13 protein-coding genes are annotated in these 17,895 nt (G+C 37.9%); 5 read left to right on the top strand and 8 right to left on the bottom strand.

Annotation, left to right across the window (positions count from 1 at the left end):
* The first annotated feature begins 41 nt into the window (after positions 1-41).
* On the top strand, positions 42-2,036 hold the full coding sequence (pulA, locus tag OO013_RS17450; protein ID WP_266058270.1) for a type I pullulanase: 1,995 nt from the start codon (positions 42-44) through the stop codon (positions 2,034-2,036).
* A 411-nt stretch (positions 2,037-2,447) separates the two neighbouring features.
* On the opposite strand, the gene OO013_RS17445 is transcribed toward pulA, so the two are convergent.
* From OO013_RS17445 to OO013_RS17420, 6 genes are all read right to left on the bottom strand, one after another.
* Positions 2,448-2,969 carry a hypothetical protein gene (locus OO013_RS17445; protein ID WP_266058269.1) on the bottom strand — a complete coding sequence of 174 codons (522 nt, stop codon included), beginning with the start codon at positions 2,967-2,969 and terminating at the stop codon, positions 2,448-2,450.
* 282 nt (positions 2,970-3,251) lie between these two features.
* Positions 3,252-4,856 carry an alpha,alpha-trehalase TreF gene (gene treF / locus OO013_RS17440; protein WP_266058268.1) on the bottom strand — a complete coding sequence of 535 codons (1,605 nt, stop codon included), beginning with the start codon at positions 4,854-4,856 and terminating at the stop codon, positions 3,252-3,254.
* A 59-nt stretch (positions 4,857-4,915) separates the two neighbouring features.
* The gene (locus OO013_RS17435; protein WP_266058267.1) at positions 4,916-6,235 is read right to left on the bottom strand and encodes a NupC/NupG family nucleoside CNT transporter; all 1,320 of its coding nucleotides are present in this window, start codon (positions 6,233-6,235) and stop codon (positions 4,916-4,918) included.
* 89 nt (positions 6,236-6,324) lie between these two features.
* Positions 6,325-6,930: a bifunctional nuclease family protein gene (locus OO013_RS17430; protein WP_266058266.1), complete on the bottom strand. Its 606-nt coding sequence runs from the start codon at positions 6,928-6,930 to the stop codon at positions 6,325-6,327.
* Between the two features lie 17 nt (positions 6,931-6,947).
* Entirely contained in the window at positions 6,948-7,907 is a 960-nt protein-coding gene (locus OO013_RS17425) for an electron transfer flavoprotein subunit alpha/FixB family protein (protein ID WP_266058265.1), read from the bottom strand.
* A 21-nt stretch (positions 7,908-7,928) separates the two neighbouring features.
* A complete protein-coding gene (locus OO013_RS17420) occupies positions 7,929-8,666 on the bottom strand; it encodes an electron transfer flavoprotein subunit beta/FixA family protein (RefSeq protein WP_266058263.1) in 738 nt (245 codons plus the stop codon).
* A gap of 85 nt (positions 8,667-8,751) precedes the next feature.
* Here OO013_RS17420 and OO013_RS17415 point away from each other — a divergent pair, with 85 nt between their 5' ends.
* Positions 8,752-9,072, top strand: coding sequence for a tetratricopeptide repeat protein (locus OO013_RS17415; RefSeq protein ID WP_266058262.1), 321 nt, complete (start codon positions 8,752-8,754; stop codon positions 9,070-9,072).
* Here the strand turns inward: OO013_RS17415 and OO013_RS17410 are convergent.
* Complete coding sequence (locus tag OO013_RS17410) at positions 9,069-10,076, bottom strand: zinc-dependent alcohol dehydrogenase family protein (protein ID WP_266058261.1); 1,008 nt, start codon at positions 10,074-10,076, stop codon at positions 9,069-9,071. The two genes, OO013_RS17415 and OO013_RS17410, sit on opposite strands and share 4 nt — an antisense overlap.
* A 362-nt stretch (positions 10,077-10,438) precedes the next feature.
* Here OO013_RS17410 and OO013_RS17405 point away from each other — a divergent pair, with 362 nt between their 5' ends.
* From OO013_RS17405 to OO013_RS17395, 3 genes are read left to right on the top strand one after another with little or no spacing between them, the layout of a single operon-like run.
* Positions 10,439-13,420 (top strand): SusC/RagA family TonB-linked outer membrane protein, encoded by a 2,982-nt coding sequence (locus tag OO013_RS17405; protein WP_266058259.1) that lies wholly within the window; start codon positions 10,439-10,441, stop codon positions 13,418-13,420.
* Positions 13,421-13,446: 26 nt separating this feature from the next.
* Entirely contained in the window at positions 13,447-15,024 is a 1,578-nt protein-coding gene (locus tag OO013_RS17400; protein ID WP_266058258.1) for a RagB/SusD family nutrient uptake outer membrane protein, read from the top strand.
* A gap of 20 nt (positions 15,025-15,044) precedes the next feature.
* Entirely contained in the window at positions 15,045-16,103 is a 1,059-nt protein-coding gene (locus OO013_RS17395) for a SusE domain-containing protein (RefSeq protein WP_266058257.1), read from the top strand.
* 118 nt (positions 16,104-16,221) lie between these two features.
* On the opposite strand, the gene pckA is transcribed toward OO013_RS17395, so the two are convergent.
* Positions 16,222-17,841, bottom strand: coding sequence for a phosphoenolpyruvate carboxykinase (ATP) (gene pckA / locus OO013_RS17390; protein WP_266058256.1), 1,620 nt, complete (start codon positions 17,839-17,841; stop codon positions 16,222-16,224).
* Positions 17,842-17,895: the final 54 nt, after the last annotated feature.

Genomic DNA, 17,895 nt, shown 5'->3' with positions numbered 1-17,895 from the left:
GGGTTATTTTACCCTGGTTTTTTTATTAATGATACCCAAACATGAAAATAAACTATTACCTTATTATAGCACTTTTGCTGATTGTTGCTTCTTGTTCCGAAAATAAAGATTCAACTACAATGGAAGATCAATATCCTGTCTATTCTGGTGATGACCTGGGGCTTACCTATTCTGAGGACAAAAGTATATTCAAATTATGGGCACCGACTGCAGAAAAGGTTGATCTGATCTTTTATGATAAGGATATTGGGTCTGAGGAAATTGACAGGTATCCGATGAAGCCAATACAGTCCGGTGCCTGGGAATTTATTTATGAAGGTGATGCAAAGGGGAAATACTACACCTACCAGGTGACAGTTGATGATGTTGAAATGCAAGAGGTTCCTGGTCCCTACGCTAAAGCTGTGGGACGAAATGGTGAAAGAGCTCAGGTAATTGATTTGAAAGAAACAAATCCGGAAGGTTGGGAAAATGATAAAGGCCCTGTATTAGAAAGGCCCGTTGATGCTGTGATCTATGAAATCCATGTCCGGGATTTTTCCAAACATCCCGAAAGTGGTATGGAAAACAAGGGGAAGTTTATTGCTTTTGCTGAAGAAAATACCTCTACTCCTTCAGGAGCTCCTTCAGGTCTTAATTATATCAAGGATTTGGGAGTTACTCATCTTCATATTTTGCCCTTTTTCGATTTTGCCTCTATCGATGAGACACTCGATAAACCAAATTACAATTGGGGATATGACCCGATAAATTATAACGTTCCTGAGGGTAGCTATAGCACTGATCCATCAGATGGAGCAATAAGAGTGAAAGAAGCAAAACAAATGATCAAAGCAATTCATGATAAGGGAATGGGGGTGATCATGGATGTAGTTTATAACCATACTCATAGTGTAGATGGGATGTCATTTAATGAAACAGTGCCGGAATATTATTATCGCTATAATAAAGATGGAAGTCTTTCAGATGCAGCAGCTTGTGGGAATGAAACCGCTTCGGAAAAACCGATGATGCGTAAGTTCATGATCGAGTCTTTGAAATACTGGATGACCGAATATCATATTGATGGATTCAGGTTTGATTTGATGGGTATTCATGATATTGAGACAATGAACCAAATCAGTTCAGAATTGCGAAAAATCAAACCTGATGTGCTGTTGTATGGGGAGGGATGGAAGGCTGGTTCATCACCGTTGCCGGATAGCGTTCTTGCTTTGAAAGCAAATACAAAAGAACTGGTTGGGATAGCAGCATTTTCAGATGATATGCGCGATGGGATCAAGGGATCAGTTTTTGAGGTGGAAGAAAAAGGATTTGTTTCCGGTGCCGAAGATCTTGAGGAAAGTATAAAATTTGGTGTAACTGCAGCTACCAAGCATGAAAATATAGATTATAAAAAAGTAAATTATAGTAATAGTCCATGGTCAGACTCACCTTTGAAGACTGTGAATTATGTTTCCTGCCATGATAATAACACTCTCTTTGACAGACTGAATTTATCTAATGGGGAAGAAGATAATGAGGAAGAAATCCTGGCAATGCATAAGCTGGCATTATCAATGGTGATCACTTCACAGGGAATTACGTTCTTACATGCAGGTTCTGAAATGGCCAGAACCAAGGATGGGGTTGAGAATTCATTTGAATCACCGGATTCGATCAATCAGATCGACTGGGATCGACAAATGAAATATGAAGGGCTGAAAGATTATATAGTTAAGTTATTGAAAGTGCATAATTCCCATCCGGTCTTCAGATTGCAAAGCCAGAAAGTGATTAATGAATCAATAAAATTTCACCTGGATGAGGATAATGCCATAGTTTTTGAGATCGATGGAAGTGAACTTGAAAATGAAGAGTGGGATAAAGTAATTGTGATCTATAATGCCAGAAGAGAGCCGCTTCAGTTTGATCTGCCTGAGGGAGACTGGAAAGTGATTGCAAATAAAGAAAAGGTAGAAGAAGCGGGAATAGAGACAATTTCAGGTTCAGTGGAAGTTGAGGATATCAGTTTGATGATTTTGGTGAGGGAATGATAAAATACGGCGATACAATCGCCAACCTCGCACATCCTCGTTGCAAACGAGGACGATTAACATCTCCGTGGGTTTCATAAATTATAGCTGCTCCATCGACCTTGTTTAGCGAAACGTAACGAGGTTGTTATTGAGACCAGCGTTTGTAACGTTGAAATAGAAATATGGATTACAAATCCATAAATAAGGCTTCGGAATTACAAATCCCGAAGAGCAGGGGATTATAATTAAACATTGCAACAAACTGCTCCTGCTTGCTTTGTGTCTCCACAAGCAAGGTGTTATCTGCTTTTGCATTTCAAGTGGAGACACTTGAAATCAGAGACTTTGTTTATGCAAAGTGAGTCCAGATTTAGCGTTAAGATATCATCACCTGAATTAAATTGTAAGAACACAAAATATGGAGGATTATCAGGATTCTTCAAACTCATTAAAAATTTCTAAAAGGTAGGCGTAGAAGTAAATTACTTTATTAATTATCTCATTGGAAGTAATGAAACTATCTTGTTTAATCAGGAGTAAATTTTCGAAATATAATTTAAAAATTGCATTCAATTCTTTTCCTTTTTTGAAATGGATTGGATAGGAGGGGATTAAATTAATTTTTTCGATCAGTTTTTTAGTCAAATTGATATTATCGCTTTTGATTTCAATCAATTTACTATTCTCATCATATATGAATTTGATATTGTAAGGATTTGGAATTAATACAGAAGTGTGTTGATTTATACTAATTCCACCCACTGGATGGGCTTTTTGTTTCTGATGATAAATAAAATAAATACTACCTTCGTCAAGCTTTATCTCCACACAAGATTCTATTATTTCAGATGTGATTGAGAGGAGATTTTTTGTGGTAATGTTTTTAGATTTTATTTCTGAAAACACTTCATTTAGCTTTATTTCAAGTTCTTCCTTGGTAAGAATTTTCATTCTGAATTTTTAATTTTAGAGAAACCTGCTGTCCGACTTTTGCAATGTCGAACCATTATCGTTGGATCTTTTATCCGGATTAAAGAAAGTTTAGGCGTTAAAAACGCCATTCTCGCTCATCCTCGTTGCAAACGAGGACGATTGCTTTCTTCGTTGCTAACATCTATAAAAAATAAAAAGCAGCCCCATCGACCTTGTTTAGCGAAGCGTAACGAGGTTGTTATTGAGACCAGCGTTTGTAACGCTGAAATGACTGCTTCCAGTTGTTAAGATATTAAATCATCAGTCTTTTAACTGAGTCAATGCTTTATATACCCCATTCGACCATCCAAAGCCATCTTGTAATGGATATTCGCCACCTCCGGCTTCCTCAACTTCACCGGTCACAACATATTTCTCAACCATCTTACCAGTCTTCTTAAAGACTTCCTTATTTCGATTTATCCAGCGTCGCTTTGCTTCATTAGCTTCAGCATGAAAACCATAATTTTTCAATCCCTGGATCGTGATCCATTGTAACGGGGCCCAGCCATTTGGGGCATCCCATTGTTCACCTGAATTTACAAGGGTCGTAGTGAAGCCTCCTTCTTTAAGAAATTCATTCATTAAAGTTTCTTTTACCTTTTCTGCCTGATCCGGAGTAGCGATCTCAAAGAATAAAGGGAAAGCCATTGCCAGTGTTTTTTTGCCAGTAACTGTGCCGCTATCAATGTGATAATCCGAAAATACTTGTTGCTCTTCATCCCAACAGTATTTTCTTATTGCTTCTTTTCTGATTTCTGCTTTCTCGGCATATTCTTCTGCTTTGACTCCATTTTGCAATTCATCAAATCCTTTGCTGATCATCACTTCCAGGTGGAATATTAAGGCATTCAAGTCTACAGGGACAATCTTGCTTGTTTCGATAGTTGCCATTGTTTTTCCATCAGCAAACCATCGGCTGCTAAAATCCCATCCTGAAGCACAAGCTGCACGGATATCAGCATAAAGCTCTTCCGGATCCCGGTTAGCTTGTTTCATAAGGAAAACATCTTCTTTATAAGATTCCGGTCGGGGTCCGGTTCTAGTATCGAAATATCTGTTTAGAATAAGTCCATCCGATACTTTTACAGGAGACCGATTTGCCTCACCGACATTTATCAGACTCTCCGAACCCTTTTGCCAGTAATTATACTCCCTTAATAGTTGTGGCAAATATTTTGAAATGCTGTCGCCATAATTTTCGTGAACCATTCTAACCATTAATGAATAAAAAGGGGGCTGACTTCTACCGAGGAAATAGGTTCGATTGCCATTTGGAATAAATCCTATCGAATCGATAAGGTGGCTAAAGTTGTTCACCATATTTCGAACAGAACCTTCTTTATGATCAGCCACAAGACCCAGCATCGTGAAATACGAATCCCAGTAATAGATTTCTCCAAACCGGCCACCCGGGACAACGTAATCATAGGGTAGGGGAATAAGTGATCCTGCTTCTGGTTGATTTTCTTCTTCCCTTGTTAATATTGGCCATAGCCTTGTTATATGCTCATTTACACGAAGGGAAGTATCAGAAACAAAGCCCGATGCAGGTTTATCGGGAGATTTGAAATTATCACTTACGAACGATTTTAAGTTAAAATTTTCGGCGTTCTTTTTTTCTTTATAAAGATCAAGAATTGCGGGTATGGGCTTTAATGGAATAGCATCTGCAAATGTTTTTGAATCCGGAAATACTGCTGCCATTTGTACATCCTCGAAAAGCTGTGTCGAATAAAAATCACTATTTACCCTGAAGTTTTCATCAACGACAATCTGCTCTTCGACCGAGGTAGATTCCTGATAACAGGATACAAATACGAGAAAGAGTAAAATGTAAAGAAATCGAAAATCTTTAATGGACATATAAAGTCAGGTTTAATTTTTTTCAAATTAAACCAATGAACTAACAAAGCCAAAAAGATTTACTCACTGATCAATGCACCGGCAATCGTTGCGGTAAGCATACATGCAATGGTAGCAGCAAAAAGAGCCTGGAAACCCAGTTTAGATAAGTTTCCTTGTTGATTAGGCGCTAATGAGCCAATGCCACCTACCTGGATTGCTATCGAACTGAAGTTTGAAAAACCACAAAGTACATAGGTAGCAATGATTAGTGATTTACCAGTTAAAGGATTATCCCCTTTCAGACCTTTGGCCAGGTTATCATAAGCGATGAATTCATTGATCACTGTCTTCTGACCGAGTAAACTTCCGACCTGAAGAGTGTCTTGCCATGGTACTCCAATTACCCAGGCAAAAACTCTGAATATCTGTCCAAGAATATATTGAAGAGAGAAGCCATCAAAACTTCCATTGGTAGACTCAATAACATACTGGTTTAATCCGGTATAATCACCTACGACTCCAACAAGAAGTCCGTTTAGAGCATAGATAATAGCAATGAATGCCAATAGCATAGCACCGACATTAGCAGCCAGTTTAAGTCCAACACTTGTTCCCTGTGATAGTGCGTCTACCAGGTTAACACCAATGTTTTCTTTATTAACTCTTAATTCAGTATCGATGCTATCCGGGTTAGTTTCCGGAACGAGAATCTTCGACATAACGATTGCAGCAGGGGCATTCATAAATGATGCCGAAAGGAGGTAAGAGGCATACTGAGTTTGTAATTCAATACTATCACCACCGAGTAATTTTACATAGGCTGCAAGCACAGCTCCTGCCATCGTAGCCATACCACCGGTCATTAAGCACATTAGTTCTGACCGGGTCATGTTTTTTATAAAAGGACGTACTAAAAGAGGGGCTTCTGTTTGCCCCAGGAATATATTACCAGCAGCAGATAATGATTCTGCTCCTGATAGTCTCATCGTCTTTGACATTACCCAGGCAATACCATACACGATCTTTTGCAGAATGCCAAGATAATAAAGGCCACTGGAAACAGCGGAGAAAAATATAATTGTAGGTAATACCTGAAAAGCGAAAATAAAGCCTAATTGATGGCCTGCAGAGGCATCTTCAAAACTATTCTTAGCTAGTCCCCCGAATAAGAAAAATGCTCCTTCTCCGGCGTAATCTAAAAATTTAACGAAGGCGTAGGATATTCCTCTAAAGATTTTGGTAACGACTTCAACCTCTGCAATAAGTAATCCGAAAGTTATCTGAAGAGCTATTCCGATACCAACGATTTTCCAGTCAATTGCTTTTTTATTACGAGAGAATAAAAATCCAAGACCAATGAGTACTAAAATGCCGAAAAGGGCTCTAAGAATATCCATAAAAAATTAAAAATTTGGCCAAAAATAAAAAAGCCTCTCCAAAGATGGAAAGGCTTTTGATAAAAGCTTTTAAATTTATTGATTTTCAATCAATTTCTTCTGTTAATTTCGTCCCGGATCTTAGCTGCTTCTTCGTAGCTTTCTTCGGACAATGCCTTGTCGAGCATTTCTTTTAATTTGTCCATTGAAAAATCCTTAAGACGATCTGTGAATGGTTTGCTTTTTTCTGCAGTAGACTTGGTCTTATCCTTTTTAGCTTCAGACATTTCTTCATCAGCTTCCTCGGTTAGTTCAATTCCTGCTTCTTCCATGATCTGCTCATAAGTGAAGATAGGAACATCGAATCGTAAACCGATAGCAATTGCGTCAGAAGGTCTGGCATCGATCTCTACTGCTTTGGATTCATTGCGACAAACAATTTTAGCATAGAACACGCCCTCTTTTAATTCGCTGATGGTAATTGATTCAACAGAGAAATCAAAACTATGGGCAAACGACTTGAACAGGTCATGCGTCATGGGCCTGTTAGGAGTTATCTTCTCAATTTCAATAGCAATAGCTTGTGCTTCAGGCATTCCGATAATGATCGGAAGACGTCTGTTGCCTCCAACTTCACCTAATACAAGTGCGAATGAGCCGCTTTGCGATTGACTCGATGATAGTCCAAGTATTTCCAGTCGTATTCTATTATCCACAGATATATAAAAATTTTTTAGTCATTAGAAGCTTTGACAGCATCAATCAATTTTGGTACTACCTCAAAAGCATCTCCGACAATACCATAATCAGCGGCCTTGAAGAAAGGTGCTTCCGGGTCTTTGTTTATGGCAACCAGTACTTTAGAAGCATTCACACCGGCAAGGTGCTGAATAGCTCCACTGATTCCTATCGCAATATACAAGGAAGGTGCGACTTTTACACCTGTTTGACCGACATGTTCGTGATGTGGTCTCCATCCCATGTCTGATACTGGTTTACTACATCCTGTAGCTGCACCAAGCTCACTGGCCAACTCTTCTACCATGTCCCAGTTCTCAGGTCCTTTAAGACCTCTACCACCAGAAACAACGATATCAGCTTCCGGAAGAAGTACATCTCCTTCAGCTTTTTCAGTCTTTGTAATTTTAACAGCAAAATCAGTATCACCGAGGTCCGGAGAGAAGCTTTCTACTGTTGCGCTTCCACCATCTTCCTTGATTCCTACTGCATTTTTCTTAACTGCAATAATCTTTTTGCCTTCTTTCATATCTACATTAACAAAAGCTTTGTTAGTGTAGATACTTCTTTTAACTACAAAACCATTTGATGTATCAGGCAAGCTGACTACGTTACTTGCAAGTGCAGCCCCGATCTTTGCAGCTAATCTCGCAGCAACAGCATCTCCTAAAGAAGATTTTGAAAATACTACGATCTCGGCTCCGGTTTGTTCAACAGCCTGAGCTAATGCTGAAGCGTAAGCCTGGATCACACCCTGGTTTAATTTATCGTCACCGGCGTGTAAAACTTTTCCGGCTCCATTGTTTCCTAAAGATTCAAGTTCAGACTGCTCAATATCTCCAAAAGCAACGGCAGTAACATCTCCACCCAATTCAGCAGCGTAACTTACCGCTTCTCTTGATGTCTTTTTGAATTTTCCGTCTGTACTTTCTGCAAATACTAATATAGATGACATAATTAATTCTCGTTTGATTGATTATAGGACTTTAGCTTCATTTTTTAACAGATCAACTAACTCTTCTACATTGTCAGGATCTATCATTTTACAATCACCTTTTTCTGGTGGAAGCTCGTAGTTTTTAAGTTCTGTTTTTTCTGTTGTGTCAACAGCTTCAACTACGTTAAGTGGTTTAGTTCTTGCTGTCATAATACCTCGCATATTAGGGATTTTCCATTCAGCGATAGGTTCCTGACAACCAGCAACGAAAGGAAGGTCTACTTCGACATATTCCTTACCACCTTCAATTTCTCTTGCCATTTTTGCAGTGTTACCCTCAATGTCAAGAGTCATTACCGGAGATAAAGAAGGAAGGCCAAGCATTTCGCCCACCATTCCGTGAACTGCTCCACCGTTGTAATCAATCGACTCACGACCCATAAGAATTAGATCGTAATTGTTTTCTTTTGCAATGTGTGCGATTTGCTCAGCAACAAAATGACCATTCTCAGGGAATGCATCAACTCTGATTGCATCATCAGCACCAATTGCCAATGCTTTTCTTATTGTTGGTTCTGTTTCAGAAGTTCCAACATTTAATACAGTAACAGTTGCACCATTAGATTCTTTTAGTTCAACTGCTCTAGCCAGTGCATAATCATCATATGGGCCGATGATATATTGCACCCCCGATGAATCAAATTTGGTATTGTTATCAGTAAAACTGATTTTTGAAGTTGTATCGGGTACGTGTGTTATACAAACCAGTATTTTCATATTTATACAGAATAAAATTTGTTATGAATACATACTATTTTCGCACGAATATACTCATTCAAACGTTATAATAAAACTTAAAACCATGAATAAACAACGCATAGAGTTGCTGAAAACCTATATTAAAGAAGATTCTTCCGATCCATTTAACTACTATGCATTGGCGCTCGAGTATTTGGATGAAAATCGTACTGAAGCCGAAGAATATTTTGTTAAGCTTCTTGAAACTTTTCCTGAGTATCTGCCAACTTATTATCATGCAGCACATTTTTTTATGGATTCTGATCCGGACAAAACTTCTGAAATCTTTGAGGAAGGTATAAAACTAGCTCAAATACAAGGAGATCTCAAAACGCTTGCCGAATTGCGCAATGCATATACTAACTGGCAGTTCGAGCAGGATTAATTTTCTTTTAAGTTAATCACTAATTTTCCGAATTGCTTTCCAGACTTCATTTTATCGAAGGCTTTTATAGCATTTTCCAGGTTGTAGCTTTCACTATCTATAATCGGATGGATCTCATGTTTGTTTACAAAATCGAGCATTTTCTCAAATTCTTTGTCGCTACCCATGGTCGAACCCTGTATGGTAAGTTGCTTCCAAAAGGCTGAATGGAGATCAAATTTATCTGTTTTACCTGCGCTAGCACCATAAAATACAATTTTACCTCCAGGTTTAGCTGCTTTTATATACTTATTCATTTGTTCACCTCCAGCAGAATCGATAATCAGGTCTACACCTCCATCTGTTTTTTTTAAAAGTTCCTTATGCCAGTCTTCTTCTTTATAATTAAAATACTCAGTGGCTCCAAGCTTTAGCATTTTTTCAGCTTTTTCCTTGCTGCTGGAAGTGATATATACTTCACAACCCTGGGCTATAGCAAACTGACATACAAACTGGGCTACTCCGCCACCAATGCCTGTTATCAATACTTTTTGTCCCTTTTCTGCTTTTCCATGGTAAAAAAGTGCTCGGTAAGCGGTAAGTCCGGCTAAAGGAAGAGCGGCACATTCTTCATCTGTTAGAAATTCGGGAGCAGGAAAAATCTTATCAGCAGGTACTTTACAATATTCAGCCAGAGCTCCATCTTGAGGCAAACCCATGATGTGAAAATCCTTGGATTGGACCTTCTCTGATTTTCCCCATTGTCTGTTTGGATTAACGATAACCCTTTTATTAATGAGGCTATTATCTTTTTTCGCTTCTACGACTATACCGCAAAGATCAGAACCCAGTGTTACGCCATTTTTGATACCGGGATATAAACCTTCCCGAATATATTCATCGCGATGATTTAATGCAGCAGCAAGGCCTTTTATTAATACTTCATCTACAGAAGTTTCCGGAATCGTTTTCGAAACAAGTTTTATTTCTTTTGAGTTAAGTGTTTGTATTTCAATAGCTTTCATCGATTTCCACTAATTTGATTTTACTAATTGTATTCAATATGCGATTTGTGTTTCGGAATTGTTAAAAAAAGTAAAATAATCTTTGTTTTTAGGATATAGATTTATTTATAATTGGTATAGATGCTTATCAAGAATTACATAAAAAAACCGTTTTTAGAAGCTTCAGAGCCATTTTTTTACAAATTTATTAATTGCAAACGTTTTCGAAAAGTATGTCTCGGAAAGCTTATTTATTGAAGAATTTTTAATTTTTGATAATCATTTTAGAAAAACTGGAATTATATGCAGACAAATATCTGTTTTAATAAGAAAAATTAATTTTTAATCGTGTTTTTAACTGATAACCTAAATAAACATAATTTATGAAGCAGCTTTATCAAAAGTTAATGTGCTTCGCAATTGTTGTAATTGGCTTAATGTCTTTTACTTCCATTCAAGCACAATCCATTACTGTTTCAGGTACAGTAACTGATTTTAATGGTCAGCCTTTGCCTGCAGTAAATGTCATCGAAAAGGGGACAAATAATGGAGCAGTAACAGACGTAAATGGTAATTATTCGGTAACTGTACCGAGTGATGCCATCCTTGTGTTTTCTTCAATTGGATTTGTGAAAGAAGAAGTGCCTGTAAACGGCAGAACAACAATTGAAATGACTTTAGCAGAAGATATTCAAGCTTTATCTGAAGTTGTTGTAATTGGATATGGTACCCAGGAGAAGGACGATGTGACAGGTTCTGTGGGAGCTATTGAGGAAGAAGATTTTAATAAAGGAGCGATGGTGTCTCCTCAGGATTTGATAGTTGGTAGACTTCCTGGTGTTCAGGTAACTACAAATGGTGGTGCTCCGGGTTCAGGATCAACTATCAGAATACGTGGAGGTTCATCTCTATCTGCAAGTAATGATCCATTGATAGTAGTTGATGGTGTGCCTTTAGGAGAAACAGGTATTGCAGGAATGAGAAACCCTTTAAGTACGATTAACCCAAATGATATTGAATCATTTACAGTTCTTAAAGATGCTTCCGCAGCTGCGATTTACGGTTCAAGAGCTGCTAATGGTGTGATTATGATCACAACAAAAAGCGGAGGTAAAAATGCACCGTTAAGTCTATCTTATAATGGTAATGTGTCAATTTACACAGTTCCAAATACAGCTGATGTTCTATCTTCTGATGAATACAGAGAGTTGATTAATAATCAGGTAGCTTTTGGTAATGTACCAACAGATGCACTGGATTTATTAGGAAATGAAAATACTGACTGGCAGGATGAAATTTACGATACTGCTATAGGAACAGAACATAACCTTTCGTTCTCAGGTTCTAAATTTAATACACCATTCAGAGTTTCAGTAAATTACTCAAACCAGGATGGTATTTTAAGAACGTCTAATTTTGAAAGAGGAACTGTTGGTGTTAATCTTGATCCTTCATTCTTTGATGATCATCTTAAGTTAGATGTTAACTTCAAAGGTTCGCAGGTAGAAAACAGATTTGCTAATCAAGGAGCGATAGGAGCAGCGGTAACATTTGATCCAACTCAACCTGTTAGAGTTTCTGACGGACAGTGGGGTGGTTATTTTTACTGGGAACAGCCTTCAAACCCTTCTCGCCCAATTACAATTGCACCGACTAACCCGGTTGCATTACTTGAGCAGACAAATAATTCAGCAACAGTAAATCGTATTACTACTAACGCGAATATTACCTATAAATTCCATTTCTTACCAGAGTTAAAAGCAAACTTAAATCTTGGTTTAGACCAGTCATCTACTGATGGTACTGAGTTTGTTTCTGCAGATGCCAGTTATGCTATTGATGATGAATTTGGTAATGGAACAACTAATCACTATGAAGGAGAAACTAAGGATGAAATTTTAGAATTCTACCTTAATTATACAAAGGATATTGAATCAATTGATAGTAAGCTTGAGCTACTAGGAGGGTATTCTTACCAGTCCTTCTATAATGAAAACTCAAATACGGTATATGATGCTAGTGAATCAAATATCAAAGATTCTTTAAGAATTGATAAAAGTGAAGCTTTTCTAATATCTTTCTATGGTCGATTGAACTATACATTGAAAGACAGGTATGTATTTACAGCTACCTATCGTAGAGATGGATCTTCTCGTTTTAGTGAAGATAACCGATGGGGTAATTTCCTTTCAGGAGCATTTGCCTGGAAGATCGATCAGGAAGATTTTCTTGTTGATAATGAAACAATCTCACAGTTAAAGTTGAGATTAGGTTATGGTGAAATCGGACAGCAGAATGTTTTATCACGATACCCAGCCCTTGCAAGGGTGACAACTAGTGGGCCAAGAGCAAGGTATCAGTTAGGTAATCAATTTTATCGCACAACCAGATTTGAAGGTTATGATGCAAATCTGAAATGGGAAGAAACAGCAACCTGGAATGCAGGTATAGATTTTGGATTCCTTGAAGACAGAATTACCGGTAGTCTTGATTTCTATTATAAAGAAAGTACTGATCTGTTAAATAGCATTCCTATTCCACAAGGAACAAACTTCACAAACGAGCTACTGACTAACATTGGTAGTTTAGAAAACAGAGGTTTGGAATTAGCTGTTAATGCAGTGGTTGTTAATACCGGAGATTTCAGATGGGATGCTGGTGTAAACTTCACTTACAATGAAAATGAAATCACTAATCTGACTGCAGTAGATAATCCTGATTATTTAGGGGTTTTTGTTGGCGGTATTGGAGGAGGTGTAGGAAACACTGTCCAAATTCATAGCACAGGCTATCCTAGAAATTCATTCTTTGTCTACGAACAAGTCTACAATAATAGCGGTACACCTATAGAAGGGCTTTATGTTGATCAAAATGGTGATGGAATAATTAATGACCTGGATCGAATCAGACTTGAAGATCCTGCAGCGGATGCATATTTTGGATTTAGTTCAATGTTTAACTATAAACAATTGACATTCTCATTTAATGCAAGAATGAATATTGGAAACCACGTTTATAATAACGTAGCATCACAATATGGTCAGTTAGCTAATGTTTATAATTCTACTGGATATCTGAACAATGTATCTCCTTATTTTTATGATACAGGATTCTTACAGCCTCAATATTTATCATCATTCTATCTGGAAGATGCTTCTTTCTTCAGAATGGATAACATGACCTTAAGTTATGATTTCGGAAATTTATTATCTGATAAGTTAGGCTTATATGCCAATTTCACAGTGCAAAATGCATTTGTCATAACGAAATACTCTGGATTGGATCCGGAAGTTGATGGTGGTATAGATAATAATTTCTATCCTAGACCAAGGACATTCTTAATTGGAATAGGTGTGAACTTATAATTATAGAGACATTAAATACTAAGACAATGAAAAGAAATATATATATATTATTTATCGGATTGGTTGTCTATATGACATCTTGTATAGATGACCTTAATGTTGTGCCGATAGATCCGGACGAAGAAACTGCAGAAACGGTTTTTACAGATGTAGAATCCTATAAGCAAGTTTTAGCAAAGATCTATGGAGGTTTAGCACTTACTGGTCAGCAAGGTCCTGCAGGACAAGGAGATATTGCTGGTATAGATGAAGGTTTTTCATCTTATCTGAGACAGTACTATTATCATCAGGAATTAACTACTGACGAAGCAGTAATTGCATGGAATGACCAGACAATCAAAGATTTTCATAATCATGATTGGGGTGCAAATGATGTGTTTATTAGAGGAATGTACTCTCGTATTTATTATCAAATAGTTTTGATTAATGAATTTTTGAGACAATCTAATACTGATAAACTTGCTGAAAGAGGTATTACTGATGTAGAAACAATAGCTAATTTCAGAGCTGAAGCTCGGTTTTTAAGAGCTTTAAGTTATTGGCATGCACTTGACCTTTTTGGGGATATTCCTTTTGTAACAGAAGAAGATAACGTTGGTGCATTCCTTCCGAGACAAGCGTCTAGAGAAGAAGTTTTTGAATATGTTGAGTCAGAACTTCTTGCAATAGAAGAGGAAATGATTGCACCAATGTCAAATGAGTTTGCAAGAGCAGACAGAGCAGCGGTATGGTCATTACTTGCTAAGCTTTACCTAAATGCAGAAGTTTATAATGGTACTAGCAGGTATACTGATTGTATTACTTATTGTAATAAGGTTATCAATGCAGGTTATACTTTGCACCCTGATTTCCAGGAGATGTTCCTTGCTGATAATAACGATATTAATGAGTTTATTTTCAGAGTAGCATTTGATGGTCAGAATACTCAATCATATGGTGGTACGACTTTTATCATTCATGCTGCTGTAGGTGGAGATATGAGTGCTTCTGCTTTCGGTATCGATGGTGGATGGGCCGGATTAAGAACTACATCTGCATTTGTAAATAAATTTGATGATATCTCAGGTAATACTGACTCAAGAGCTCTATTTTTCACAGATGGACAAAGTCTTGAAATTGAAGATTTGAGTACTTTTACTGATGGATATGCAGTAACTAAATGGAAGAATATTACTTCTTCTGGACAACCTGGATCTGATTTGACTTTCACAGACACAGACTTCCCTATTTTCAGGTTAGCAGATATCTACCTGATGTATGCAGAGGCAGTTTTGCGAGGTGGATCAGGTGGAACAGCCACAGAAGCTCTTGGATATGTTAATGCATTGAGAGAAAGAGCTTACGGTGATACTTCAGGAAATATTACTCAGGATGGTCTTACTTTGGACTTTATTCTTGACGAAAGAGCCAGAGAATTAGCATGGGAGTGCCATAGAAGAACTGATTTAATCAGGTATGGAGTGTTTACTTCAGCGGATTATGTATGGCCATGGAAAGGTGGAATCCAGGAAGGAAGAGCGACTGATAATAAATATCAACTTTTCCCAATTCCAGCTTCTGATATAGCTGCCAATCCTAATTTGGAACAAAATCCAGGTTATTAATGAACTTAAATGCAAATAACATGAAAAGTAAATATAAAATACTAGCATTTTTAATGGCTGCAATTGGGTTTGTAGCCTGCGAAGAAAACTTTGATGAAGTGGTGATTAGTGATCAGCCAACTGCTCCTTCATTAATTTCTCCAGCCCAGGGCGGCTTGGAGTTCATTAAAGATAATGCAGATGATACCTTGACATTTGAGTGGACTGCTGCCGATCTAGGTTTTAGTTCAGCCTCTTCATATTTCGTTCAGTTATCTACTGATGAAGCTTTTACTGATCCGGCTACAATAGTAACAACGAATGATCTTTCAGCAGATCTGAAAGTAAGCGATATCAATGGAACCCTACTTTCTATGGATTTACCAGTAGATGTTCAATCTACTGTTTACGCCAGAGTTTACTCAGCTGTTGTTCCTGATGTTGATACCTTATATTCAGACGTTAAATCGTATACTGTTACTCCGTATGAAACATTGATAGATTATCCAATGTATTACGTTCCTGGTGCTTATCAGGGATGGTCACCAGGTGCTGAAGAAGGAAGGCTTTATTCTTATGAATTTAATGATATTTATGAGAATATAATTCTTTTTGACGGTAGTGATCCTGTAGAATTTAAAATTACTCCTGCTCCAAATTGGGATAATTCCTGGGGTGGTACATTAACAGCAACAGCTAATGGTTACTCAGGAACTCTTGATCCATCTGGAGGAAACTATTCTGTTCCGGCAGGATTGTATAAAGTGGTTGTTGATGCAGCTAACTTGACAATTGAGCTTTCTAACCCAGTAGTGTGGGGAGTAATTGGATCAGCAATACCACCTTACGGAGATGCTGGATGGGCTCAAGATCAGGATATGACATATGATGGACAGAGACGAATCTGGACCTGGACTGGTGATTTAGAAGTTGGTGAAATGAAATTCCGTGCCAATGATAGTTGGGATTTAAATTATGGTGATAGTGGTGCAGATGGAAGTCTGGACGCAGGTGGAGATAACATCCAGGTGACTGAAGCAGGTAATTATACCGTTACTTTAGATTTGGTTAATAATACCTACTCTCTACAATTGAATTAATAAGTTAAATTATAAAGGAACATAACTATTTAGTTGTGTTCCTTCTATTTTATCAGATTATAAAATAAAAAAAGGGACCGAATCGGTCCCTTTTTTTATTGAGTATAAATTTTACAGATTATTTCACTTTTTCTCCGGTAATTGGAGCTCCTGCCATGATTTCGTCGTTGGCGAAATCAGAGTACTTATCGAAGTTTTTAATGAACATAGAAGCAAGATTGTTGGCTTTTTCATCGTAAGCTTCTTTGTCTTTCCAGGTTTTTCCTGGATCAAGAACCTCATCAGGAACATTAGGGCAAGAAGTCGGCATCTCACAACCAAAAACAGGATGTTTCACAAAATCGCTTTTTGCTAAGGTGCCATTAAGAGCTGCTGTGATCATTGCTCTTGTATAAGGTAGTTTCATTCTTGAACCTACTCCATATGGACCTCCGCTCCAGCCTGTGTTCACAAGCCAAACGTTCACATCGTATTTTTCCATTTTTTCGCCTAGCATTTCGGCATACTTAGTCGGATGCAATGGTAAGAATGGAGCGCCGAAGCAAGCTGAGAATGCAGACACAGGCTCTGTAATTCCCGCTTCAGTTCCAGCAACTTTTGCTGTGTATCCTGAAATGAAATGGAACATAGCCTGACCTTTTGAAAGTCGTGAGATCGGAGGTAAAACACCGAAAGCATCGCAAGTCAGGAAGAATATATTTTTAGGAATGCCGCCCATCGAAGGAATTTTAGCGTTAGCTATATGGTGAATAGGATAGGCAGTCCTCGTGTTTTCAGTGACTGAAGTATTTTCGTAATCAACGGTTCTGGTACCTTCTTTAAATCGGGTGTTTTCTACAATAGCACCAAATTTAATTGCATCCCAGATTTCTGGTTCTTTTTCCCTGGAAAGATCAATAACTTTTGCATAACAACCACCTTCGAAGTTAAATACCCCGTTGTCAGTCCAGCCATGCTCATCATCTCCAATTAGATGTCTCTCAGGGTCAGCAGAAAGGGTTGTTTTGCCTGTTCCTGAAAGTCCGAAGAATATCGCCGTATCAGTTTCATCCATGCTCATGTTAGCCGAGCAATGCATTGAAAGAACATTTTCATCATGAGGAAGAATATAGTTCAGGACAGAGAAAATTCCTTTCTTCATTTCTCCGGCATAAGCAGTTCCCCCGATAAGGATCATTCTTTTTGTAAAGTTGATAATAGCGAAGTTTTCCTGGCGCGTACCATCTGTAGAAGGATCAGCTTTAAAATCAGGATCACAAATGATAGTGAAATTCGGATCGAAACCTTCAAGTTCACTTCTTTCAGGCCTCATGAACATGTTGTTGCAAAACAGGTTTTGCCATGCTTTTGTATTGATTACTCTCAGGTTTAGTCTGTATCGAGGGTCAGCTCCTGCAAAAGCATCTCTTACGTACAGGTTTTTGCCTTCAAGGTTGGCAATCATCTTTTTGTAGATCTTGTCAAAGTGGTCTGGAGAAATAGGGATATTGATATCTCCCCACCATACAGAATCTTTAGTTTTTTCATCTTCAACAACAAAACGATCCTTTGGAGAGCGTCCGGTGAATTTTCCGGTGTCGCACATTAATGCTCCGGTGTCAGTCAGTTTGCCTTCGTCATTATTTAAGGCGTGTTCGACTAATTCTGCGGGGGTTAAATTCCAAAAAACCTGTCCTGCCCGGTCAATGTCATATTTGTCTATGCCAGAGACCGTTGATTTCAAGCCGTATTCTACCATTGCTATTTTGATTAAATAAGGGTTATTGTTGATTTCAATCGTTTTCGCAAAGCT

This window comes from Mangrovivirga halotolerans (genome assembly GCF_026241165.1).
Lineage (GTDB): Bacteria > Bacteroidota > Bacteroidia > Cytophagales > Cyclobacteriaceae > Mangrovivirga > Mangrovivirga halotolerans.
This window is presented reverse-complemented; position numbering and strand designations above follow the sequence as displayed.

Bases quoted from the DNA above. Each gene is read 5' to 3' on its own strand.
- OO013_RS17410 (WP_266058261.1), bottom strand. From the start codon at position 10,076: ATGAAAGCTATTGAAATACAAACACTTAACTCAAAAGAAATAAAACTT.
- OO013_RS17395 (WP_266058257.1), top strand. From the start codon at position 15,045: ATGAAAAGTAAATATAAAATACTAGCATTTTTAATGGCTGCAATTGGG.
- OO013_RS17405 (WP_266058259.1), top strand. From the start codon at position 10,439: ATGAAGCAGCTTTATCAAAAGTTAATGTGCTTCGCAATTGTTGTAATT.
- OO013_RS17415 (WP_266058262.1), top strand. From the start codon at position 8,752: ATGAATAAACAACGCATAGAGTTGCTGAAAACCTATATTAAAGAAGAT.
- treF (WP_266058268.1), bottom strand. From the start codon at position 4,856: ATGTCCATTAAAGATTTTCGATTTCTTTACATTTTACTCTTTCTCGTA.
- OO013_RS17425 (WP_266058265.1), bottom strand. From the start codon at position 7,907: ATGTCATCTATATTAGTATTTGCAGAAAGTACAGACGGAAAATTCAAA.
- OO013_RS17420 (WP_266058263.1), bottom strand. From the start codon at position 8,666: ATGAAAATACTGGTTTGTATAACACACGTACCCGATACAACTTCAAAA.
- pulA (WP_266058270.1), top strand. From the start codon at position 42: ATGAAAATAAACTATTACCTTATTATAGCACTTTTGCTGATTGTTGCT.
- OO013_RS17435 (WP_266058267.1), bottom strand. From the start codon at position 6,235: ATGGATATTCTTAGAGCCCTTTTCGGCATTTTAGTACTCATTGGTCTT.
- pckA (WP_266058256.1), bottom strand. From the start codon at position 17,841: ATGGTAGAATACGGCTTGAAATCAACGGTCTCTGGCATAGACAAATAT.
- OO013_RS17445 (WP_266058269.1), bottom strand. From the start codon at position 2,969: ATGAAAATTCTTACCAAGGAAGAACTTGAAATAAAGCTAAATGAAGTG.
- OO013_RS17400 (WP_266058258.1), top strand. From the start codon at position 13,447: ATGAAAAGAAATATATATATATTATTTATCGGATTGGTTGTCTATATG.